Source organism: Sphaerisporangium sp. NPDC049457, assembly GCF_055586705.1.
Map to the genome: position 1 here is coordinate 1 of NZ_JBVJHR010000001.1, position 21,573 is coordinate 21,573.

General features: G+C 74.4%; 18 protein-coding genes. 14 read left to right on the forward strand and 4 right to left on the reverse strand.

Annotated features, from left to right (window positions below; genetic code table 11):
• From ACZ6QO_RS00005 to sbnA, 6 genes are all read left to right on the forward strand, one after another.
• The coding region (locus ACZ6QO_RS00005; protein ID WP_465846109.1) for a thioesterase domain-containing protein at positions 1-1,737 on the forward strand (1,737 nt) is incomplete at its 5' end.
• Between the two features lie 362 nt (positions 1,738-2,099).
• A complete protein-coding gene (locus tag ACZ6QO_RS00010) occupies positions 2,100-2,519 on the forward strand; it encodes a cobalamin B12-binding domain-containing protein (RefSeq protein WP_465846111.1) in 420 nt (139 codons plus the stop codon).
• A complete protein-coding gene (locus ACZ6QO_RS00015) occupies positions 2,519-3,787 on the forward strand; it encodes a methylaspartate mutase (protein ID WP_465846112.1) in 1,269 nt (422 codons plus the stop codon). The genes ACZ6QO_RS00010 and ACZ6QO_RS00015 overlap by 1 nt, the downstream gene beginning before the upstream one ends.
• A 13-nt stretch (positions 3,788-3,800) precedes the next feature.
• Positions 3,801-4,817, forward strand: coding sequence for an asparagine synthetase A (locus tag ACZ6QO_RS00020; RefSeq protein ID WP_465846115.1), 1,017 nt, complete (start codon positions 3,801-3,803; stop codon positions 4,815-4,817).
• Positions 4,814-6,109, forward strand: coding sequence for a glutamate synthase-related protein (locus ACZ6QO_RS00025; protein ID WP_465846116.1), 1,296 nt, complete (start codon positions 4,814-4,816; stop codon positions 6,107-6,109). The genes ACZ6QO_RS00020 and ACZ6QO_RS00025 overlap by 4 nt, the downstream gene beginning before the upstream one ends.
• Complete coding sequence (gene sbnA / locus ACZ6QO_RS00030; protein ID WP_465846118.1) at positions 6,106-7,158, forward strand: 2,3-diaminopropionate biosynthesis protein SbnA; 1,053 nt, start codon at positions 6,106-6,108, stop codon at positions 7,156-7,158. The genes ACZ6QO_RS00025 and sbnA overlap by 4 nt, the downstream gene beginning before the upstream one ends.
• A gap of 183 nt (positions 7,159-7,341) precedes the next feature.
• Here the strand turns inward: sbnA and ACZ6QO_RS00035 are convergent, their stop codons facing one another.
• Positions 7,342-8,406, reverse strand: coding sequence for a helix-turn-helix transcriptional regulator (locus ACZ6QO_RS00035; RefSeq protein WP_465846120.1), 1,065 nt, complete (start codon positions 8,404-8,406; stop codon positions 7,342-7,344).
• Entirely contained in the window at positions 8,390-9,733 is a 1,344-nt protein-coding gene (locus tag ACZ6QO_RS00040) for an MFS transporter (RefSeq protein ID WP_465846122.1), read from the reverse strand. The genes ACZ6QO_RS00035 and ACZ6QO_RS00040 overlap by 17 nt, the downstream gene beginning before the upstream one ends.
• A 191-nt stretch (positions 9,734-9,924) precedes the next feature.
• Here ACZ6QO_RS00040 and ACZ6QO_RS00045 point away from each other — a divergent pair, with 191 nt between their 5' ends.
• Both ACZ6QO_RS00045 and sbnB read left to right on the forward strand, forming a co-directional pair.
• The gene (locus tag ACZ6QO_RS00045) at positions 9,925-10,149 is read left to right on the forward strand and encodes an MbtH family protein (RefSeq protein WP_465846123.1); all 225 of its coding nucleotides are present in this window, start codon (positions 9,925-9,927) and stop codon (positions 10,147-10,149) included.
• On the forward strand, positions 10,143-11,156 hold the full coding sequence (gene sbnB / locus ACZ6QO_RS00050; protein ID WP_465846125.1) for a 2,3-diaminopropionate biosynthesis protein SbnB: 1,014 nt from the start codon (positions 10,143-10,145) through the stop codon (positions 11,154-11,156). The genes ACZ6QO_RS00045 and sbnB overlap by 7 nt, the downstream gene beginning before the upstream one ends.
• Here sbnB and ACZ6QO_RS00055 read toward each other — a convergent pair.
• Together ACZ6QO_RS00055 and ACZ6QO_RS00060 are read right to left on the reverse strand one after the other, a co-directional pair.
• Complete coding sequence (locus tag ACZ6QO_RS00055; protein WP_465846126.1) at positions 11,153-11,785, reverse strand: response regulator transcription factor; 633 nt, start codon at positions 11,783-11,785, stop codon at positions 11,153-11,155. The genes sbnB and ACZ6QO_RS00055 overlap by 4 nt on opposite strands.
• On the reverse strand, positions 11,782-12,408 hold the full coding sequence (locus ACZ6QO_RS00060) for a helix-turn-helix transcriptional regulator (protein WP_465846129.1): 627 nt from the start codon (positions 12,406-12,408) through the stop codon (positions 11,782-11,784). The genes ACZ6QO_RS00055 and ACZ6QO_RS00060 overlap by 4 nt, the downstream gene beginning before the upstream one ends.
• 275 nt (positions 12,409-12,683) lie before the next feature.
• Between ACZ6QO_RS00060 and ACZ6QO_RS00065 the strand changes: the two genes are divergently transcribed.
• From ACZ6QO_RS00065 to ACZ6QO_RS00090, 6 genes are all read left to right on the forward strand, one after another.
• Positions 12,684-15,683 (forward strand): type 2 lanthipeptide synthetase LanM family protein, encoded by a 3,000-nt coding sequence (locus ACZ6QO_RS00065; protein WP_465846131.1) that lies wholly within the window; start codon positions 12,684-12,686, stop codon positions 15,681-15,683.
• Positions 15,684-15,797: 114 nt separating this feature from the next.
• Complete coding sequence (locus ACZ6QO_RS00070; RefSeq protein ID WP_465846132.1) at positions 15,798-16,061, forward strand: hypothetical protein; 264 nt, start codon at positions 15,798-15,800, stop codon at positions 16,059-16,061.
• A gap of 61 nt (positions 16,062-16,122) precedes the next feature.
• Positions 16,123-19,047 carry a helix-turn-helix transcriptional regulator gene (locus ACZ6QO_RS00075; RefSeq protein ID WP_465846134.1) on the forward strand — a complete coding sequence of 975 codons (2,925 nt, stop codon included), beginning with the start codon at positions 16,123-16,125 and terminating at the stop codon, positions 19,045-19,047.
• 76 nt (positions 19,048-19,123) lie between these two features.
• On the forward strand, positions 19,124-20,104 hold the full coding sequence (locus tag ACZ6QO_RS00080) for a pyridoxal-phosphate dependent enzyme (RefSeq protein WP_465846136.1): 981 nt from the start codon (positions 19,124-19,126) through the stop codon (positions 20,102-20,104).
• 138 nt (positions 20,105-20,242) lie between these two features.
• Positions 20,243-20,938: a neutral zinc metallopeptidase gene (locus ACZ6QO_RS00085; protein WP_465846138.1), complete on the forward strand. Its 696-nt coding sequence runs from the start codon at positions 20,243-20,245 to the stop codon at positions 20,936-20,938.
• A gap of 18 nt (positions 20,939-20,956) precedes the next feature.
• Positions 20,957-21,484 (forward strand): hypothetical protein, encoded by a 528-nt coding sequence (locus ACZ6QO_RS00090; protein ID WP_465846140.1) that lies wholly within the window; start codon positions 20,957-20,959, stop codon positions 21,482-21,484.
• Positions 21,485-21,573 lie beyond the last annotated feature (89 nt).

The following is a 21,573-nucleotide window of genomic DNA, read 5'->3' on the forward strand; positions in this document are numbered from 1 at the left end:
CGCATCCTCGCGGTGTGCGAACCCGGCACCGTCATCTACAACGAATACGGCGCCACCGAATGCTCGGTCGCCAACGTCATGTCCGCCACCCGCCGCGTGGACCCCGGCGCCACCGGACCCGTCTCCGTCGGCGGCCCCATCACCAACACCACGGCCTACATCGTCGACGAGAGCGGCCGTCCCGTCCCGGTCGGCGTCCCGGGAGAATGCCTCCTCGGCGGCATCTGCGTCGCGCGCGGCTACCTCAACCGGCCCCAGCTCACCGGTGAGAGATTCGTCGATTTGGACATCGCCGGACGTTCCCAGCGTCTGTATCGGACCGGCGATTCGTGCCGCTGGCTGCCGAACGGGGAAATGGAATTCATCGGCCGCATCGACACCCAGGTCAAATTCCGCGGCTACCGCGTCGAACTCGGGGAAATCGAGAACACCCTCATCGCCCACCCCGCGATCGGCGCCGCGGCCGTCACCGTCCGGGAGGACACCCCAGGGGTGCGGAAACTCACCGCCTACACCGTCACCGCCCCCGGCCACGCCGCGCCGACGGCCCACGAGCTCAAGACCCACTCCGCCGGGACGCTGCCCCCGTACATGGTCCCCACCACCTACATCGGCCTTCCCGCACTCCCCCTGACCCCCAACGGCAAGATCGACCGCAAGGCCCTCCCCGCGCCCGCGACCGCGACCGCGCGGACGACCCGCGTGGCACCGGCCACTCCGACGCAGCAGCTCATCGCGTCGATCTGGCAGGACGTCCTGGGCGTCGCGGACCCCGGCGTCCACGACGACTTCTTCGACCTCGGCGGCCATTCGCTGCTGGCGTTCAAGGTCATCACCCGGCTGCGCCGCGCCGGCTGTCCGGCGACGTTGCGCCAGGTCATGGCCCACCCCACCATCGAGGAACTGGCGAAGGCGCTCAGCGGAACCGGCTCTGAGCGGGCCGGGCTGGTCGCCGAGGTGCGGCCCCGGCGACCGGCGGACGCCGAGCTGCCCAACCTGTTCTGCGTCCATCCCGGGGGCGGCCAGATCCACTCCTACCAGGCGCTGGCCGACGAGCTGCACGGGACGTTCCGCGTCCTCGGCGTCCAGGCCGCCGGCCTGTCCGACAGCGAGGCGCCGCTGGAGGACATCGGCGCCATGGCCGAGCGCTACTGGAAGGAGATCACCAACGTGCAGCCCGAGGGCCCGTACCGGCTCCTCGGCTGGTCGGCCGGCGCGGTGATCCTGCATGAGATGGCCGCCATGCACCCCGATCAGATCGGCTCGGCGTTCCTGCTGGAGCCCGCCGTCACCGGGCCGGACCGCAAGGAGAGGTTCGACGGGCTGGCGGAGATCTTCGGCCGGGCCGAGGAGTTGTGGCGGCGCGGGCAGTCCGAGACCGGGGCGGCGCGGGAGCGGACGCTACAGGCGCTGAAGCCGCTGGCCGGCCCGATGAACATCGACCAGGACGCGGTCAACCTCGACGAACGGCTGCCCTACGACATCCTGCGCGCCGAGTCGCGGGCGCTGGCCGACTATCGGGCGGCGTGCTCGCAGGCCACGGCCACCCTTGTCATCAGCGACGAGATCGGCCGGCCGGGTCAGGAGGTGATGCCGGGCGGCGACCGCGCCCGGTACGTGGCCCACTGGAAGCGGCTCTACCCTCGCGGGCTGCGGGTCATCGACCTGCCCGGCGGCCACCACGACATGGTCGAGGCCAAGGAGGCGGTGTCGGCCATAGCGGCCGCGCTCATCTGACGCCTCGAAGCCGCCCGGCCGGGGCGGCGGAGGCCGCGCGACCGCCTCCAGGCCGCCGCTCGAAGGACGCGATCGACCGCCGTGAACCGGCGCCGCCCAGCGGCGCCGGTTCACGGCGTGCGCCGCGCCGGGAAGCGGAGAAACCGGCGGCCGGAGCGGCCGGAGCGGCCGCCGACCGCCCAGCGGCCAGAAATGCCCCCATATTCGCGGACATAACTATCCAGTAATGGCTCGATCCAGATCGCGACATACTCAATATGTCAGAAACGTCCGGTCTGGACGGCAATACTTCTCCGGAAGAAAGGCCAGTAACTGGGATGTCCGCCCGTTGTATCGCAGAAAAGCGACCGAAGCCGTATGCGGTGCTCAGCAGCACGCCATCGGATTCACATACCTGGAATCTGCTGTTCGTCCAACTGCTGATGGAGGAGAACGGCTGGTCGGTCACCAACCTCGGCGCCTGCGCGCCCATCTCGATGCTCCTGGACGAATCACTGCGCCGCGTCCCCGACCTGATCGTGATCAGCACGGTGAACGGCCACGGCGCGCAGGACGCCCGGCAGGTGATCGCGGCGTTGCGCGCCGAGCCTTCCCTGGCACGGGTGCCGGTCGCCCTCGGCGGCAAGCTCTGCGTCAGCGAGGAGCGGGAACGCGCCGCCGTGGACGGGCTGGTCGCCGCCGGCTACGACGCGGTGCTCGTCGGCGACGCCGCCGTCCCCGCCTTCCGGACCCTGCTGGCCCGGGCGGCCGCGCCGGGACGGCACGCGACGCGGAGAGCGTGATGCCGGCGACGGCGCCCCCCGGCGCCTTCCACGAGTTCATGGAGCGCGCCCGGCGGACCGGGACGCTCGTGGTGCAGCCCCGCATGGGGTTCGGCACCGTCAGGCGGATGCGCGCCGGGCTGATCGCCACGAAGAACGCCGACGCCACCACGGTCGGGACCGTGACGCTCGACAGCTACACCCGCGTCGGCGACTTCGCCGCGGCCGAGCGCGCGCTGCGCGAAGGCGACGAGCTCAACGGCTACCCCATCGTGACGCTGGGCCCCGAGGCCACCAGGAGCATGCTCGACGGCGTCCGCGACGCCGGTTTCCCCGTGCAGGTGCGCCACGGCTCCGCCGCACCCGGCCCCATCTTCGGCGCGCTCATGGCGGCCGGGCTGGACGCCACGGAAGGCGGGCCGATCTCCTACTGCCTGCCCTACAGCAGGACGCCCGTCAACCGGTCGGTCCACGCCTGGCGGGAGGCCGTCCGCCGGTTCGCGTCCATGGCGGAGACGGGCGCCGTGCCGCACCTGGAGAGCTTCGGCGGGTGCATGCTCGGGCAGTTGTGCCCGCCCTCGCTGCTGATCGCGATCACCGTCCTGGAGGGCATGTTCTTCGCGCAGCAGGGCATCGCGAGCATCTCCCTGAGCTACGCCCAGCAGACGCACCCCGGTCAGGACGAGGAGGCCCTCCGGGCGCTGCACGCCATCGCGGCCGACCTGCTGCCGACGGCCGCCTGGCACGTGGTGGTCTACGCCTACATGGGCCGGTACCCGGCCACCCGAGCCGGTGCGCTGGACCTGCTCGCCGCCGCCGCGCGGCTGGCGAAGCGCAGCGGGGCGGCCCGCCTGATCGTCAAGACGGCCGCGGAGGCCAGCCGGATCCCGTCCATCGCCGACAACGTGACCGCGTTGCAGGTGGCGGCGCGGGCCGCGCGAGCGGTCGAGCCGAGCGTCCGCGCGCCCGCCGCGACCGGCATCGAGGCCGAGGCGCGTTCGATCATCGAGCGGGTGCTCGACCTGCACGCCGATCTGGGCAGGGCGCTCACCTCCGCCTTCGCGCTGGGCCATCTGGACGTCCCGTACTGCCTGCATCCGGACAACGCGGGACGCACCCGCAGCTACATCGCCGACGACGGCCGCCTGCAGTGGGCGGCGACCGGCGCACTGCCGATCACCAGCCCCGGCAGCCGGCCCAAGGCGGCCGGGCTGACGTCCGCGGAACTGCTGCACGCCCTGTCCTACGTCAGGGACCGCTACGACGCCGGCGCTCTCGCCCACCAGTGAGGAAGGTTCAACGATGACCACACAGGATCTCCGTCCCGCACCGATGACCGCGGCGCGGACGGCGGACGAGCCGCCCGGCCCCCGGGAACATCTGACCTCGCCGCGGACCCAGGCGGTGCTCAAGATCCAGCAGGCGCTGGTGGCGGGGGCACGCGAACTGCTCGCCTCCGAGGGCGCCGTCGAGCTGTTCCAGCCGCTCATCGGCCCGGTCACCGATCCGGGCGCCCGCGGGGCCAAGCAGGTGGACGTGGACTACTACGGCCACCGGTACAAGCTGATGGCCAGCGCCATCCTGTACAAGCAGGCCTCGCTCGTCGCGTTCGACAAGGTGTTCTTCATCGCGCCGAACGTGCGGCTGGAGCCGCTGGAGACCAGCTCCACCCACCGGCACCTGGCCGAGTTCCACCAGATCGACGTGGAGTTCGCCGGCGCGTCACGCGACGACGCGATCGCCCTGGCCGAGCGGGTGGTGCGCCAGGCGGTGCGCAACGCGCTGGCCACCCAGGGCGACGCGCTGCGGCTGGTCGGCCGCGACACCGCGAAGCTGTCGGCGCTGGTCGAGCAGCCGTTCGAGGTGATGACCCACGGCGAGGTGCTCGACCGGATCGGCCACCCGCACGACCCGGGCACCGAGATCGGCTGGGAAGCCGAGGAGCTGATCTCCGGCCGCGCCGAGGCGCCGTTCTTCATCGTCGACTACCCCAAGGGCTCGCGCGGCTTCTACGACAAGGAGGACCCGGCGCGGCCCTCGACGCTGATGAGCTTCGACCTGATCGCGCCCGAGCACTGCGGGGAGATCTGCAGCGGCGGCGAACGCGAGTCGCAGTACGCCAAGATCGTCACCCGGATGCGGGAGACCGGCGAGAACCCCGCCAAATACGCCTGGTACCTGGACATCGTGCGGCAGGGCATTCCGCGCAGCGCGGGTTTCGGCATCGGCCTTGAGCGGCTGACCCGCTGGGTGGCCGGGCTGGACTCGGTGTGGCAGGCGAGCGCCTACCCCAAGCTGCCGGGGGTGGTGTCGCCGTGAGCGCGCTGCGAGCGCCCGGGTTCCCCGAGCAGGACGTGCGGCGGCGGGCGCGCGAGGGCGGCGCGGCGGTGTTCCCCGCCGCCGAGGAGTACGGCGTGACGGTCTTCGGCGCGGGCGCCGCCGTGACGCGGGACGACATCGACGCCTGCCGCCTGGTGCCGCCGGTGTTCATGCCGAGGCGGCTGGAGAAGCTGATCGAGCTGGGCAGGGAGCCGCTGTACTCGGACGTGTCGCTGGAGACGGCCTTCGGCGGGTTCGACGCGCCGCTGCCGCTCTACCTGTCGGCGCTGGGCTCGACGCGGGCCGCGGCGGCCGGGTGCGCCCTGGCCGTCCAGGCCGGACGGCTCGGCCTGCCGATGGTGATCGGCGAGAACGTGGCCCCGGTGCGCGGGTTCCGTTCCGCCGGGCCGCACGGCGCCCTGCTGCAGCGCATCGGCGCCTACGCCGAGGCCGCGCCCGCGACCGCCGGCGGAGTGGTCGTCCAGCAGAGCACCGAGGACGCCAACGCCGAGGTCTGGAACCACGTCTACACCGACCCCTCGGTGCGGGAGCTGATGGACTCCGGACGGCTGGCCTTCGAGCTGAAGGCCGGCCAGGGCGCCAAGCCGGGGCTGGGCGGCCTGACCATGGTGGACGAGGAGACCTCGCGCCGCCTCGCCGGCCAGTACGCCATAGAGCCGCTCGCGGCGGGCGGACCGGTGCTGCGCTCCAGCAGCCCCGGCACGTTCACCGACGAGATCCTGCGCCAGCAGATCCATCTGATGCGCAACAACTATCCCCGGGCGCGGTGCTGGGTGAAGCTGCCGCCGGGCCGCGACGTGGCCGCCGCCGCGCTCGTCGCGTGGCGCGCGGGCGCGGACGCGGTCACCGTCGACGGCGCGGAGGGCGGCACCGGATGGGCGCCGGGCGCGTTCCTGGGCCACGTGGGCCTGCCGCTGCACGAGTGCCTGCGGCGGATCGGCGCGCCGCCGGGCACGCTGCTGGCCAGCGGCCGGGTCCACGACGGCGCGCGGGCGGTCAAGCTGCTGGCGCTGGGCGCCCGCGCGGCCGGCCTCGGCCGCGCCGCGCTGGTGGCCGTCGACGAGGACCCTCAGGAGGGGCTGATCCGGTTCGTGGAGTCCGTCGCCCTGGAGATGCGGCTGCTGATCAGCGCCCTCGGCAAGTACGCCGCCGACGAACCGGGCCCCGAGGACCTGTGGAGCCCGTCGGAGCACCGCCCCGTGGCCTCCCATGACGCTCCCGGGCAGGCAGGCGGTCCGGTCCGCCATGACCAGCGAGAGGTGTTCGCGTGATCTACGCAAACTCTTATGACGTCGTCATGGATGACGTGTTCGTCGCGCTGCCCTACCTGTCGCGGCGCGCCGACGTCTACCTGAAGCTCGAAGGGCTCAACCCGGCCGGCTCGATCAAGCTGAAGACCGCCGTCGGGCTGATCGAGGACGCCGAGCGCGGCGGCCGCGTGTCCGTCGGCGTCCCGGTGATCGAGTCCTCGTCGGGGAACCTCGGCATCGCGCTGAGCTCCATCTGCGCGGCCAAGGGATACCCGTTCACGTGCGTGGTCGACCCGAACACCTCCGAGTCGTCCGTCGCGCACATGCGGGCGCTCGGCGCGGAGGTCGTGACCGTGCGCGAGACCGACGCCAACGGCGGCTACCTGCACTCGCGCATCGCCTACGTCCACGAGCGGCTGCGGCGGCAGCCCGAGATGGTGTGGCTCAACCAGTACGCCAACCCCGCCAACGCGGCGGCGCACTACGAGCGGACGGCGAAGAACCTGCTCGCCGGGCTGCGGCACATCGACTACCTGTTCGTGGGCACCGGCTCGGCGGGGACCTTCGTCGGCTGCGCGCGCTACCTGCGCGAGCACTCTCCGCACACCCGCGTCGTCGCGGTGGACTCGCTGGGGTCGGTGACGTTCGGCGCCGCGCCGGGCCGCCGCTGGATCCCCGGGCTCGGCGCCAGCCGCCGTCCCGAGCTGTGCCGGCCTGAGCTGGCCCACGAGGTCGTCCACGTGCCGGAGGAGGAGGCGATCAGGGAGTGCCGCCGCGTGGCGCGCAACACCGGCCTGCTGGTCGGCGGCTCGACCGGGTCGGTGCTGGCGGCGATCGCCGCGCGCGAGGGGGACTTCCGCGACCGGCCGCGCGTCGCCGCCATCTCGCCCGACCTCGGCGACCGGTACCTGCGGACTGTGTACGACGACGACTGGGTGGCGGGCCGGTTCGGCGGCGCCCGCCCGGCGGACACGGCGGACACGCCGGATATGGCGGACACGCCGGATATGGCGGACACGGCGGATATGGCGGACACGGCCGGCCTGGTGGGCGCTCCGGCGGGAGGGTGAGCCGGTGACGCGCGAGCGTGAGCCCTCCGCCGGGCGGCGCCACCGGAGATGACCGGCGGGCGAGCGGCCGGTCGTCTCCGGAAGCACCGCTGGACGGAGGGTCCGCGGATCAGCGTGGAACGGCGGTCCCAGGCGCCGCCGGTCCGCAGGGCCGGGCCGCCCGGTTCATGCCGGGAGGCCGGTTCAGAGCTCCGCCGGGTCGATGAGCCTTCTGGCGATGGCCACCGCGCCGAGCTGGAACCTGCTGCGGGTACCGAGGCGTTCGGCCAGCCGGTCGGAAAGCCGGCGCACGGTGCGCAGGGAGACCTCCATGCGGCGGGCGGCGGAGGCGTCGGTGTGCCCCTGCGCCCACAGCTTCAGGATGTGCACCTCCTGCGGCGACAGCTTGTCGCCCCGGCGCGGCCGGCAGTCGCCCAGCGGCTCGGCCTCCGCCCACAGCTTCGTGAACAGCGTGACGAACGAGTGGACCACCGCGTCGCACCCGACGGTGAGCGCTCCGGCGATGCCGGTGAGGTTGCTGACCGACACGACCGCGTGGCGCCGGTCGAAGATCCGCACCCTGGCGGGCAGTGTCGGCAGTGTGCGCAGCTCCGCGCCCGCCGCGATCTCCCATCGCAGGTAGTCCATGACCGGCCTGTCGTTGCGGACGCTGTCCAGGACGATCGAGCGGGACGCGACGCCACGGGCCAGGAGGTCCTCGTCGATGGTGCGGGCGCCGTCGAGCGCCCTGGTGGACGGCTGTCCGGCGAGCCTGAGCGACAGGTACTCCTCCCGGCAGTCGGCGGCCAGCCGGGCCGTGTGGGCCCGCACCGCGGGGCCGCCGACGACCCACTCGACACCGGCGAGGTCCTGGGCGCTCCGGTGACCGCAGGTCGCCAGCAGGCGGGCGACCGTGAGCCTGCTGTCCTCCACCTGCTGCTGGTGCCGCGCGAGCTCGGCCTGCTGCCGGGCCAGCAGGGCGGCCAGGCCGACCTCCGGCTCGATCGCCCGCCAGCCGTTGCTCTCCGGCACCCGGGTGATCAGTTCGAGCCGGGCGAGGTGCGCGAGGGCGAACTGGACGGTGACCTCGCTGCACGCCATGAGGTCGGCGAGCTTCTCGATGCCGATGTCGGGGTTCTCCACCACGTTCTGGTAGACGGACTCGGCGGTCGCGTCGAGTTCGAAGGCCTCGGTCCGGTCGTATGACGACCAGCCGCCGACCGGCTCGAACCTCGTCCGGCGTACCGACATTTCAGGCAGCGCGACCATCTTTGGCGCCTTTCTCTGGTTCTGCGGCCGTAAGGGCACTCCCAGGGGAGATGTCGATCGGGGGCGCGGCCCTGCGCATCTGCGACCATTCGGGCCGGAGCCCGGGTACGACGATGGCGACCAGGTAGCAGCAGCCGACGAACATCAGGGCGCCGGTCACTCCGGAGACCGCGAGGACCGCCGCCGCGAACGGGCCGCCGAAGGGGATGCCGGCCCACGCGAGCGCGGAGGTGAGCGTGCGCACCCGCCCGAGCAGCCGTGCCGGGATGCGCTCGTAGGTCACGGCGCCGATGATCGGGTTGACGAAGCCGGAGCCGAGACCGCCGACGGCGAAGACCGCCAGCACGGCCCACAGCGGGAGGCTCAGGGCCATGGCCGCGAAGCGCGGGACGCCGCCGATCACGAAGCCGACCATGTAGACCAGACGGCGGGGCAGCCGGTCGCCGAGCGCGGCGGCGGTGAGCGCGCTCAGGATGGAGGTGGCGGCGAAGACGCTGACCACCAGGCCGACCGTCTCGGCGCCGTACCCGGACTCAAGGGCCCACATCGGCAGCAGCACCGCCATGAAGGCCTGGTCGAGCAGGTTGGTCGCGACCAGCATCCCGACGATGGCGCGCAGCAGGCCGTCCTGGCGCAGGAACTCGGCGCCCTGCCGCAGCCGGGCGAAGTACCCCTCCGCCTCCGCCGTCGCCGGCGCGGCGGGGTCGGGCGCGGGGTCGGCGAGCGTGAGCGAGGTGACCAGGGCCGCCACGCCGAACAGCGCCGCCGAGATCCACAGTGCCTGGGCGCCGCCGAACGTGGCGACCAGGACCCCGGCGACGGCGGGCCCCGCCACCGTGGCGGTGCGCTCGACGGCGGCGATGAGCCCGGTGCCGCGTTCGATGGGCGCGCGGGCCGCCCGGGTGACGGACGGCACGAAGACGGATTTGGCGGCGATGGAGGGCCCGTCCGCGGCGCCCGCCACGGCCATGAGCGCCGCCAGCGCCCACAGGTTCAGCGTGCCGGCCACGTAGAGCAGGGGCGCGACCATCATGGCGGCCATCGACACCAGATCGCCGGTGATGGCGACGCGCCGGGGGCCGATGCGGTCGATGATCGGGCCGGACAGCGCCTGCGCTATGACGAACGGGGCGATCTGGCAGAAGGCCACCAGACCGGTCTTGGCCGCGCTCCCGGTGGAGGTGAGCACGAGCCACGGCACCGCGATGGACAGCAGGCGGCTCGCCGAAAGGGAGGCGAGGTCCGCGCCCAGCACTCCGATGAGGCCGCGCAACGAGCGGGTGCGGGCCGCCCCGCTCCGCCTGCCGTCGCCGTCGCCGTCGTCCATGGGATGTCTCCTCGGATCGTTGGACTGTGACCGTCTCGACCATCGCCCGGCGCGGCGGCCGCCCGCCAGGGAAGGAACGGCACCCCTCGGCCGCCGCCACTGCTGCGCGTTCGTCTCTGCCGCCGGACGCGGCGCGAGGGGCACGGTGGGCACGCCGCCGCACACCGCGGCCGCGCAGAAGGGAGAGCACCGTGAGCGACCACGTCGACGAGGGCGCCTACCGAGTCGTGCGCAACGACGAGGAGCAGTACTCGGTCTGGCCGGCCGGGCGGGACCTGCCGCCCGGCTGGCACGCCGAGGGCACCGAGGGGTCCCAGCCGGAGTGCCTGGACTACATCGGGGTGATCTGGACCGACATGCGGCCGGCCGGGCTGCGCCGGTACATGGACCGGACCGTCTGCGACGAGCGATGCTGATCCTCGGCAACGCCGACGTCCGGCGGGTGCTGGACGGCGACCACGCCGGAGTGCTCGCCGCCGTGCGGCACGCGTACGTCGAACACGCCCGCGGCGAGACGGCGGTGCCCGAATCGGTGTTCCTGCGCTTCCCGCACAGCGCCCGCGACCGCATCATCGCCCTGCCTGCGTACCTGGGCGGCGGCGAGCCGGTCGCCGGGATGAAGTGGATAGCGTCGTTCCCGGGGAACGTGGCGGCCGGGATGGACCGCGCGTCGGCGGTGGTCATCCTGAACTCGCCGGACACCGGGCTCCCGCTGTGCGTGATGGAGGGCTCGGTCATCTCCGCGCGGCGCACCGCCGCGAGCGCCGCCCTGGCGTCGGCGACCCTGCGCGGCGCCGAGCCGGCCGGCGGGGCGTCGGTGATCGGATGCGGCGTGATCAACGCCGAGGTCCTGCGGTTCCTCACGGTGGTGCATCCGGAACTGCGCGAGGTCACCGTCTTCGACCTGGACGCCGGCCGGGCCGAGGCGTTCGCGCGGCGCTGCGAGGCCGAGCTGGGCCTGACCGCGTCGGTGGCGGCCCGTCCTGACCGGGCGCTGGCCGCGCACCCGCTGGTCAGCCTGGCGACGACGGCCACCGTCCCCCATCTCGACCTGCGCGCCTGCCGTCCCGGCTCGCTGGTCCTGCACGTCTCGTTGCGGGACGTGACCATCGGCGGGGTGCTGGACGCGGTGAACATCGTCGACGACCGTGACCACGTCCTGCGCGCGGCGACGTCGATGCACCTGGCCGAGCAGCACGTCGGCCACCGCGGATTCATCCGGGCGACCATCGGCGAGCTGCTGCTCGGCGGCGGGGAGCACGTCCGCGACCCGCGCCGGGTGACGCTGTTCTCCCCGTTCGGGCTCGGCGTGCTCGACCTGGCGGTCGCGGACCTGGTGCTGCGCGGCGCCCGCGTTAGCGGGCTCGGCGTCGACCTGCCGGACTTCCTGCCCGGGTACGCGACGGCGGCTCACGCCGGCTAGACCAGTCCCCTCCGCACCGCATAGGCCACCGCGTGCGCCCGGTTGCGCACCTGCAACCGGGCCGTGAGGTCGTAGATGAGGTTCTTGACCGTGTGCTCCGAGCAGCACAGCACCTGGGCGATGGCCGCGTTGCCGAGCCCGTCGGCCATCAGCGCGAGCACCGCGCTCTGCCGGGCCGTCAGCGACGGCGCCGGCACCGCGGGACGCGACGGCGGCGGGGCGGGCGGGCCGCCGAGCAGCCGGACCAGCACCTCGTGCGGCACGCGGCCGTCGCCGCGGCGCGCCGCGCGCACCGCCGCGCCGAGCTGTTCGGGGGTCGCGTCGGCGGCGCGGAGCATGGTGCGCACCCCCGCCCGCACGGCCCGCAGCACGCCGGGCGGGGAGAAGGTGTCGGCGACGAGCAGCAGCGCGTTCGCGCCGTCCAGGCCGGCCGCCGAGCAGGCCTCCAGGGCCCGGTCCACCGTGGCCGCCGCGCCGATGACGACCGCGTCCGCGGGCACGCCCGGTCCTTCGGCCGGTGGGAACCCGCACGGGCCGAGCAGCGAGAGCACCCTGGCGTGCGAGGCCGCGTCGGCGGCGTTGACGTGCACGCGCGGACGTTCCATCGTGCCCGCGGCCGCCCCGGTCACAGCAGCCCCGTCCGCAGCGCGTACGCCACCGCGTGGGCGCGGTTGCGCAGCCGGAAGCGGTGGGTGATGTCGTGTACCACGCCGACGACGGTGCGCGCCGAGTAGCACAGTTCCCGCGCGATCTCCTCGGTCTCGCGGCCGTCGGCGATGAGGGCGAGCACGGCGTGCTCGCGCTCGGTCAGGCCGGCGCCCCGCCACGGCCCGCGCGGCGTCCGGCCGGCCGGGCGGTCGCCGAGCCCCTGGTCGAGCAGGCATGCGAGCATGTCCGGCGGCACGGTGCAGTCGCCGCAGGCCGCGGCGAGCACCGCGCTCGCCAGGTGCCCCGCGTCGGCCTCGCGGCGGCGCACCAGGCAGCGCGCGCCCGCCGCGATCGCGTGCAGCGCCTGCGGGAGCGTGAAGTCGGTGGCGACGAGCACCACCTCGGGCCGGTGCGGCAGGTCCCGCTGCGCGCGCAGCAGGTCGAACACCTGGTCCAGTATTCGGTCGACGACGACCACCGCGACCCGCGCCGTCTCCTCGGGCCGCACCACGGCGACTTCGGGACAGGCGAGCAGCGCGCTCGTGGCGCCCGCTTCCAGCATCGGGTCTAACGCGACGACGCCGACCCCGACCGGCTCACCCATCGGACCTCCTCGACCAGACATGTGACAACCTTTCGCCCCTAACCTCCGTCACACCGGCTTGTCACACATGGGGTGCGTTCACCCACTTTCTTCGTGTGCCGTCCACCTGCCGCGTCGTCGTCCGGGCCCGGCGTGCGAGCCCTCGCCGCCGCGCCGCCGCGCCGCCATGCGGGGGCCCGCTACGTACTCCGGCGTCCGGAACCGGGTGACCGCGGCGAAAACATGGGTGCTCTCTACCCATCACCGGCGGACGGCGCTGTGACAGGTTCTGAGGTATGACGCAACCGGCGACGCTAGGCGAGGGCACCGCCGCCGGGCTCATCGGCACCGACTGGTGGGCTCGGGGGCTGGCACGGCACGAGCGGACGGACGCCGCCGTCCCCGGCGACGGGTCCGCCGCCGTCCGCCCCCCCTGGTGCGACTTCGTGGAACGGGCCGTCGCCACGGCACGGCCGCCCGGCGAGACGCCGAAGGACCTCGACGCCTGGGAGGAGGCCTTCGCCCTGCCGCTGCGGCCCTTCCTGACCCTGGTCGGCGAGCGGCTGGCCGACGCGGCCCGGCGCCTCCCCCGCGGCACCGCCGACGCCCGCTCCGTGGCGCAGGCGTACACCGGCGTGCTGTCCAGAAGGCTCGCGCGCATCGCCGTGCGCACGTTCATGGCCGAGCTCGGCTCGGCGCACGCGGGCGGCCCGCCGACCGGCGCGGACGACCGCGAGCGGTTCGCGGGCTTCCTGCACCGCCAGTGCACCCCCGCCGGACTGGCCGCGCTCTTCACGCGCTACCCGGTGCTGGCCCGGCAGCTCGGCACGGTGGCCATGTCGGCCGCCGACGCGGGCGCCGAACTGCTGTCCCGCCTGGCCGCCGACCGCGCGGCCCTGGTCGCGCACCTGCTCGGCGGCGCCGACCCCGGGCCGGTCACGGCGGTCGAGCCAGGGCTCGGCGACACGCACGAGCACGGCCGCTCGGTCAGTCTCGTCCGCTTCGCCGACGGCCGCACCGTCGTCTACAAGCCGCGCGGCCTCGCCGCGCACCTGGGCTTCGGCGAGGTCGTCGCCTGGCTGGACCGGCGGCTTCCCGGCTACGGCCTGCGCACCCCGCAGATGCTCGCGCGGCCGGGGTACGGCTGGATGGAGTTCGTCCCGGCCCTGCCCCTGCGGCGGCCGGAGGACGCGCGGCGGTTCTACCGGCGCGCGGGAGCGCTGCTGGCCGCGCTGCACGCGCTGCACGCGACCGACATGCACTGCGAGAACGTCATCGCGTGCGGTGACCAGCCGATCCTGATCGACGTGGAGACGATCTTCCACCCCGACCTGCCCCTGGCGGACACCGTCACCATCGCCGACCCCGCCGCGCACGCGCTGGCGTCCTCGGTGCGGCGCACCGGCCTGCTGCCGTACGTCACCGCCGGGGAGAACGGCCTGCTGGACCAGTCAGGCATGGGCGGCGACCCGGGCGAGATCCGCCCCGAAGGCGCCCTGGACTGGGAGCCGCCGGCGAGCGCCGCCTCGCGCCTGGTCCGGCGGCCGGTCCCCTTCTCCGGCGCCGGCAACCGCCCCCGCTTCGGCGGGCGGGCGATCGAGCCGGCCGACCACCAGGCCGACGTGCTGGAGGGCTTCCGGCTCGGCTACGACGCGATCGTGCGCGGCCGGGAGGAGTTCATCGAGCTCATCGAGTCCTTCGCCGAGGTCGAGACCCGCGTCGTCGTCCGGCCGAGCCGCGGCTACGAGCACCTGAGAGACGAGTCGGCGCATCCCGACCTGCTGCGCGACGCGCTCGACCGGGACGGCGCCCTGGACCTGCTGGAGGAGGCCTCGGCCGGTCACCACCTGTGGCTGCGGCTGGCCCGCCACGAACGGGCCGCGCTGTGGGCCGACGACATTCCGCTGATCACCGGCCGGCCCGGGTCCACGGACCTGTGGACCCGCACCGGAGGGCGCCTGCCCGGCCTGCTGGAGCGTTCGGGTCTCGCGTGCGCGCTGGAGAAGGTCGCGGCGATGGGCGAGATCGACCGGGGCGAGCAGGAGTGGGTGATCCGCGCCGCCCTGGCCGCCCGCCGGCCGGCCGAAGGCCACCGCGGCGCCCGCCCGGCCATGGGGCGCGGCCTCGCGCGCGCCGAACCCGGCAGGCTGCTCGCGGCCGCGGCCGGGCTGGCCGACGAGATCCTCGCGTCCAGCAAGGTGCTGCGCGGCGAAGGCGACTCGGGACGGATCAACTGGGTCGGCCTGCAACTGGTCGACGACACGCGCTGGCTGCTGCTGCCCATGGGCGCCGGCCTGGCCGACGGCTACCTCGGGGTGGCCTTGTTCCTGGCCCAGCTCACCGGGCTGACCGGCATAGACCGCTACGCGCAGGCGGCCCGGCGGGCGGTGAGCCCGGTCCCTCAGCTGCTGGACACCCTCGCGGGCCGGGCCGACCTGCTGGGCGCCGTCGGGTGCGGGGGCAGCGCGGGACTCGGCGGCATCGCCTACGCGCTGGCGCGGCTGTCCACCCTGCTCGACGACCGCGAGGTGCGCGGCTGGGCCGAGACCGGCGTCGAGCTGGCCGGCCGCGCGGCCGAGCTGAGCGCGTCCCCCGGCTGGGCCGACGGCGTCGCCGGATGCCTGGCCGCGATGGGCGCGGCGCACCGCGAGATCGGCTCCGCGCCGGCCGCGAGCATTGCCCGCTCGTGCGCCGACCGGCTGACCGGCCTCGTGGAGCGCACCGAGGGCCGGTGCGCCGCGGACGGGGACGAGACGCCGCCCGGCTTCGCCGCCGGCCCCGCCGGCATCGGCTGGGCGCTCACCCGGTTCGCCGCCGGCGCCCCCGCCTCGTCCCATCTCGCGGCGGGCCGGCGAGCGCTGCGGCGGGCGGGCGAGCGGACCGGCCCGGACGGCGCACAGGGACCCGGCTGGTGCCGCGGGACCGCGGGCCTGCTCGTGGCAGGGGCGTACCTGGGCGACGACACCCCGGCGGCCATGTCAGAGACGGCTCTGCTCGCGCTGGCCGAGGGCCCCGTGCTCGGCGACCTGACCCTGTGCCACGGTGAGCTGGGCATCGCGGACGCCCTGCTCGTACTGACCGCCGCCGGTTCGGGCCGGGGCGCCGCGCCGGCCCTGCGCCGCCGCGCCGACCTCGTCCTGAACGCGGTCCACCGGCACGGCCCCACCTGCGCCACCCCCGGCGGGATCGCCACGCCGGGACTGCTCCACGGACTCGCGGGCATCGGATACGGGCTGCTGCGACTCGGCTTCCCGCAGGCGGTGCCCTCGGTGCTGCTCCTGGAACCGGCTCCGTGACCGGCGCCGCGTCCAGGGCTCGCGCCCGGGGCGTACGGCCCGCGAAGCGATCGACGGTGAACGACGACGTGCATGACGGCGACAACGCCTACCTGAAGAGAAGGGTTGACGACGATGAGGTTCGAGCAGACGAGCACCCGCCACGACGAGACCTCCGGCGCCCGCGAGGACGCCCCGCGGTGCGCGCCCGTGACGGGTACCGCCAGATCGGGCCTGGCCAGGGCGCAGTTCGGCCTGCGGGTGGCCGTGCTGGCCGGGGTCATCGCCACCGCCGGCGGCGCCACGACCTCGCTGGGCAGCGCGTTCAACACCCTGGCGGGTCCGGCGGACACCACCTGCTGCGGCGGGTCCGACGCGCCCATCACCAGGCTGGTGTGACGGCGGCGACCGCCTGAGGACAATTCCGCGTAAATCCGTCAAATTTGGTTATTACTGGGAAGTGACCGTGTTCCCCGCGTCTGCTGTGGTCTGCCGGGACGACGAGCTCCGCATGATCGAGCGCGCGCTGGCCGGTGCGCGGTCCGGACGGGGCGGTGCGCTGTTCGTGATCGGCGAGGGCGGCATCGGCAAGTCACGGCTGTCCACCGCGGCGGCCGACCTCGGCCTCGCGGCCGACATGTGCACGCTCCGCGGCAGGGCCAGCCCGATCGGGCCGATGGCGCCGTTCCGGCTGCTGACCGAGGCGCTGATGTCCCTGCAGCGGTCCGGCGCCTCCATCGACGCCACCGAGCTCGGCCCCTACCGTCCCGTCCTCGCCAGGCTGGTGCCCGACTGGGGCGCCCCCGCGCCGGCGCAGGACAGCTCGTCACTGGTGATCCTCGCCGAGGCGGTGCTGCGGCTGGCGGCCCTCGCCGGCCGGGGGCGCGGCTGCCTGATGGTCCTGGACGACCTGCAGAACTCCGACGCCGAGACCCTGGCCGTGGTCGACTACCTCGTCGAGAACCTCGCCGGGCAGCCCGCGGTGCTGCTCGGCGCGGCCTCCAGCGACCCGTGCCCGGCCCTCGACCTGGCCCGGGCGGCCGCGCAGCGGGGCTCGGCCGGCCTGCTGGAGTTACGCCGCCTCGACCGCGACGAAGTGCGCCGGCTGGCCGCGAGCCACCTGGAGTGCGTCGCGGCCGAGGTGCCCGAGGAACTGGCCGAGCAGTTGTGGGCCGACAGCGGCGGCGTCCCGCTGATGGTCGAGGAGATGCTCGGCGAGATGGTGCGCGGCGGGCTCGTCGCGCGTGACGGCGGCACAGGACTCTGGCGGGTCACCGGCAGGCTGCAGACCCGGGTGACCGGCTCGCTCACCCGCACGATGGCCGCCCGGCTCGACAAGATCGGCCCGCAGGGACGCGACCTGGTTTCGGTGGCGGCGGTGCTCGGCCCGCGCTTCCCGGTGTCGGTGCTGCAGGCGGCCACCGGCCTCGGGTACCGCGAACTGCTCAGGCAGCTGCACGCCGAGCTGACCGCCGAGTTCGTCGCCCCGGACGAGGAGACCCCCGACTGGTACGCCTTCCAGCACCCGCTGGTCGTGGACGCGCTGCTCACCCTGCTGAACCCCGACGAGCGCGGCGCGCTCGCGCGGCGCGCCGCCGACGCGGTGCAGGCCGTCTTCCCCGACCTGCCCGACGAGTGGTGCCAGACGACGGCCGCGCTGCGGCTGCAGGCGGGCGAGCCCGCCGCCGCCGGCCGGCTGTTCGCGGAGGCCGGCCGCAGGGCGCTGGCCCAAGGCGCGGCCAACACCGCGGTCAGCCTGCTGGAGAAGGCCCTGGACCTCCTCGGGCACGGCACCGACGCGCCGGCGCGGGCCGACGCGCTGTCCGCGCTGCTCCTGGCGCTGGCCGAGGCCGGCCTGGTGGAACGGGCGGTCACCGCCGCCGACCGGCTCGACGAGTTCACCGGCCTGATCGACCGCCGTTCCCGCGCCCAGTTGCACACCCGCCTCGCCTGGGCGGCCGCGGTGGGCGGCCGGTCCGCCGACGGCCTCGCGCAGGTGGAGATCGCCCGCCGGCTCATCGGACCGGACGCCGGCGACCGGGACACCGCCCCGATCGACGTCGTCGCCGCCCATCTCGCGCTCGACCTGCCGGGGCCCGACCAGGTGCGGCTGGCGGAACGGCTCGCGCGGCGCGCGGCGGAGGTGGCGGAGGACGCCCGGCTGCCCATGGTCGCCTGCCAGGCCTGGCAACTGCTGGGGGCGCTGAACCGCCCCCGCGACCCCGAGGAGGCGACGGCGTGCCTGGAACACGCGCGCGGCCTCGCCGTCCGGTACGACCTGCCGATCGAGGAGATCCACACGCTGATCCGGCTCGGCAACGACGAGGCGCTGCGCGACGGCGGCGTCGGCCGGCTGGAGCACGTCCGGCAGCAGGCCTCCCGGGTCGGCGCGGTCACCGCCCGCTTCCAGGCCGAGACGTGCCTGTCCTTCCAGGCGATCCTGCGGGGCGACTTCGACGCCGCGCGTGAGCTGCTGGACCAGGTGCTGGAGCCGGCCTCGCGGCTGCGGCTGCTGGAGACCAGCCGGTACGCGCTGCTCCAGATGGCCATCCTGGCCGCCCATCAGGGCCGGCGGCAGGAGATGGAGGCCGCGTTCGCCGAGCTCAGGCGCGAGCTGCCCGAGCACGCGCAGCTCACGCCGCGGGCGCACGGGCTGGCGCGGGCCTGGTGCGCGCTGCTGGAGGAGGACCGCGAGCTCGCCACGGCCGAGCAGGCCCGCGCGCTGGCCGCCGAGGAGGAGAACCCGACGGTCTACCCGCTGACCGGCCGCTACGGCCTGAGCCTGCTGCTGCGGGCGCTGGCCGGGGATCTGGACCGGCCTACGTACGAGGCGGTGGTCGCCGCGCCCGCCAGCCGGCTGCGCTGGGACCGGATGTTCGCGCTGTTCGCCGACGCCGTACTGCACGGCCGGGCAGGCCGCGGCCAGGAGGCGGCGGACGCCGTCGAGCGGGCGGCGCGGGTGGGCGAGCTGTACGCCACCGGCCGCAACATGGGGCTCCGCCTGGTGGCCGAGGCGGCGATCGACGACGGCTGGGGCGCCCCCTCCGAGTGGCTGCGCCGCTCGGAGGAGTACTTCCACTCAGGCGGGGTGACCGCGGTCGCCGGCGCCTGCCGGGCGCTGATGCGCCGGGCCGGCGTGCGCGTCACCCAGCGCCGCACCGGGGTGGACGCCATTCCCGCCGCGCTGCGCGCCGCCGGCGTCACCGTGCGCGAACACGAGGTCCTCGGACTGCTCGCCCGGCGCCTCGGCAACCGGGAGATCGCGACGCGGCTGCACCTGTCGCCGCGGACCGTGGAGAAGCACGTGGCCTCCCTGCTCACCAAGACCGGCCTGCCCAACCGGGCCGCGCTCGGCGAACTGGCGGAGAATACGCTGTCCTCCTGACGGGGTCGGTCGCGGGAGCTCCGGAGGAACCTGCGACGATGCCGTCCCCGCAGGCGACCCGTATGGAGGATCGAGCATGACGAACGCGCTTCCGGTCACGCTGGACGACGTCCACGACGCGGCGGCCCGGCTCAAGGGCGTCGCGCACCGCACGCCCGTGCTGCGCTCCCGCACCCTGGACGACCTGGTCGGCGCGGAGGTGTTCCTCAAGTGCGAGAACTACCAGCGCGTCGGCGCGTTCAAGTTCCGCGGCGCGTACAACGCCGTCTCCCGCCTGTCCCCCGCGCAACTGGCCAAGGGCATCGCCGCGTACTCCTCGGGCAACCACGCGCAGGCCGTCGCGCTGGCCGCCCGGGAGCTGGGCGCCCAGGCCGTGATCCTCATGCCGGAGGACACACCCCGGTCCAAGATGGAGGCCACCGCCGCGTACGGGGCCGAGATCCTCACCTACGACCGCTACACCGGCGACCGGGTCGCGATCGGCGAAGCCCTCGCCGCCGACCGCGGCCTCGCGCTGATCCCCCCGTACGAGCACCCGCACGTGATCGCCGGCCAGGGCACGGCGGCGCTGGAGCTCATCGAGGAGGTCGGCGAGCTGGACGCGCTGCTCGCGCCGGTCGGCGGCGGCGGGCTGATCGCCGGCAGCGCCACGGCGGCCAGGGGCCTGCTCAAGCACGTCCGCGTGGTGGGCGTCGAGCCCGAATCCGGGGACGACACCAAGCGGTCGCTGAGCGCGGGCGAGCGGGTGTCCATCCCCGTCCCGCGCACGATCGCCGACGGACAGGCCGCCGACATCCCCGGCGAGCTGACCTTCTCGATCAACAGGCGGCTGGTCGACGAGATCGCGCTCGTGAGCGACGACGACATCCGCGCGGCGATGCTGCTGGCGTTCGAGCGGCTGAAGACCGTCATGGAGCCGAGCGGCGCCTCCGCGCTGGCCGCCCTGCTGGCCGGCCGGCTCGACCGCGTCCCCCGCCGCATCGGCGTGATCGTCTCCGGCGGCAACATCGACGCCCGGCGCTTCGCCGAACTCTGCGGGGGCGCCGGCCGGGCGTGAGCGGCGGCGCCCGCGCCCGTGTTCCCTGACCGCGTCCGTGCCCGTGAATTGACACGACGGTCAGCGTTCCCCCGCGCGGAAAACGCATTTACTCTCCTCCTGGGGCCCGGTTCTCAGGGGGAGGGGGAATTCACGAGAATGAGGAGACGTCTGCCGGCGTGGACGGCGCTCGCCGTCCTCACCGCCGCGGCGACGTTGACCGGGGGCGGCGCGGTGCACGCGTCCGCGGCTGAGACGACGGGGGCGCGGGAGGCCCCGGCGCACAGCCGGGAAATGGACGCGATGAGGTCCGACATCACCACGGCGCTGTACGTCGTGGACCGTTTCTGGGCCACTCACTGGTCGCGGTATTTTCCCGGCCGCTATTACTCGCCGAGCGTTTTCGGCGGTTACTCGCGCGGCGGGAGGCTCGCACCCTATTGCGGGAACAAACGCCTGTCCTACGACAACGCCTTCTACTGCCCGAACGGGCACTACATCGCCTGGGACACCGACCTCATGAGGCGGGGATACCGCTCGGGGGACGCATGGGTGTACGACGTCATCGCCCACGAGTGGGGGCACGCCGTCCAGGCGCACCGCGACGTCTTCGCGGTGTCGCGGGCCGCCGAGCTGCAGGCCGACTGCCTGGCGGGCGCGGCGCTGTACGGTGCCGCGGCCGACGGGACGCTGGGCTTCGAGCAGGGCGACGTGCAGGAGATCGCCGGCGCGCTGCGGGCGATGGCGGACAAGACGAGGTGGACCAAGCCCGGCGACCACGGCAGCGCGTCCCAGCGGATAGCCGCGTTCGACCGCGGCGCCGTGTACGGCGTGCGCGGCTGCCTTTCCATGTGACCAGCGGACGGAAGACACTTGACAGCACTCAGGACGTTCGCCGCGACCGCGCTCGGACTGGCGGCCGGCGCCTCCCTCACCCTGACGGCGAGCCCGGCGGCCGCGGCCGCGCCACCCGCCGGCGTCGCGCCGCCCGTTCTCGCCGCGTCGTCCGCCGTCACCACGGCGGCGGGCGCCGCCGCCGTGGTGACCGTGGCGGCCGTGGCGGCGGGCAAGGCCGTCAACCTCAAGCTCAGCGGCAGGACGCGGGCCAAGCTCGCCGACGCGTACTGGCGCAGCTGGCGCTCGCGTGACCGCGCAAAGGTCGACGGTCCCACGTCCGTCTACTACGGGAAGATCACCGGGGCGACGCGCGCCAAGGACGTCTACTGGGCGCTCGGCAGCATCGGGATCAAGGGCGACCCGGTCAGCTACCAGGACGGCCCGCATGTCTGGCGCAAACGGGGCGGCGGCGCCTGGAAGTACCTGGGCGACACCGGCGGCTGCCCCGACAAGGTCCCCCGGGCGATGCTGCGCGTCTGGCACGTCCAGAGCTGCCGCTACTGACACGCCCGTCCGCGCGCGTCCGCGGACGGCCCTCCCCCGGCGAGCGGGACGGGCCACCGCCGGCGGGCCCGGCACGGCGGGGACGCCGT

Bases quoted from the DNA above. Each gene is read 5' to 3' on its own strand.
- ACZ6QO_RS00060 (WP_465846129.1), bottom strand. From the start codon at position 12,408: ATGGGTGAGCCGGTCGGGGTCGGCGTCGTCGCGTTAGACCCGATGCTG.
- ACZ6QO_RS00040 (WP_465846122.1), bottom strand. From the start codon at position 9,733: ATGGACGACGGCGACGGCGACGGCAGGCGGAGCGGGGCGGCCCGCACC.
- ACZ6QO_RS00035 (WP_465846120.1), bottom strand. From the start codon at position 8,406: ATGGTCGCGCTGCCTGAAATGTCGGTACGCCGGACGAGGTTCGAGCCG.
- ACZ6QO_RS00070 (WP_465846132.1), top strand. From the start codon at position 15,798: ATGAGGTTCGAGCAGACGAGCACCCGCCACGACGAGACCTCCGGCGCC.
- ACZ6QO_RS00085 (WP_465846138.1), top strand. From the start codon at position 20,243: ATGAGGAGACGTCTGCCGGCGTGGACGGCGCTCGCCGTCCTCACCGCC.
- ACZ6QO_RS00065 (WP_465846131.1), top strand. From the start codon at position 12,684: ATGACGCAACCGGCGACGCTAGGCGAGGGCACCGCCGCCGGGCTCATC.
- ACZ6QO_RS00015 (WP_465846112.1), top strand. From the start codon at position 2,519: ATGCCGGCGACGGCGCCCCCCGGCGCCTTCCACGAGTTCATGGAGCGC.
- ACZ6QO_RS00020 (WP_465846115.1), top strand. From the start codon at position 3,801: ATGACCACACAGGATCTCCGTCCCGCACCGATGACCGCGGCGCGGACG.
- ACZ6QO_RS00080 (WP_465846136.1), top strand. From the start codon at position 19,124: ATGACGAACGCGCTTCCGGTCACGCTGGACGACGTCCACGACGCGGCG.
- sbnB (WP_465846125.1), top strand. From the start codon at position 10,143: ATGCTGATCCTCGGCAACGCCGACGTCCGGCGGGTGCTGGACGGCGAC.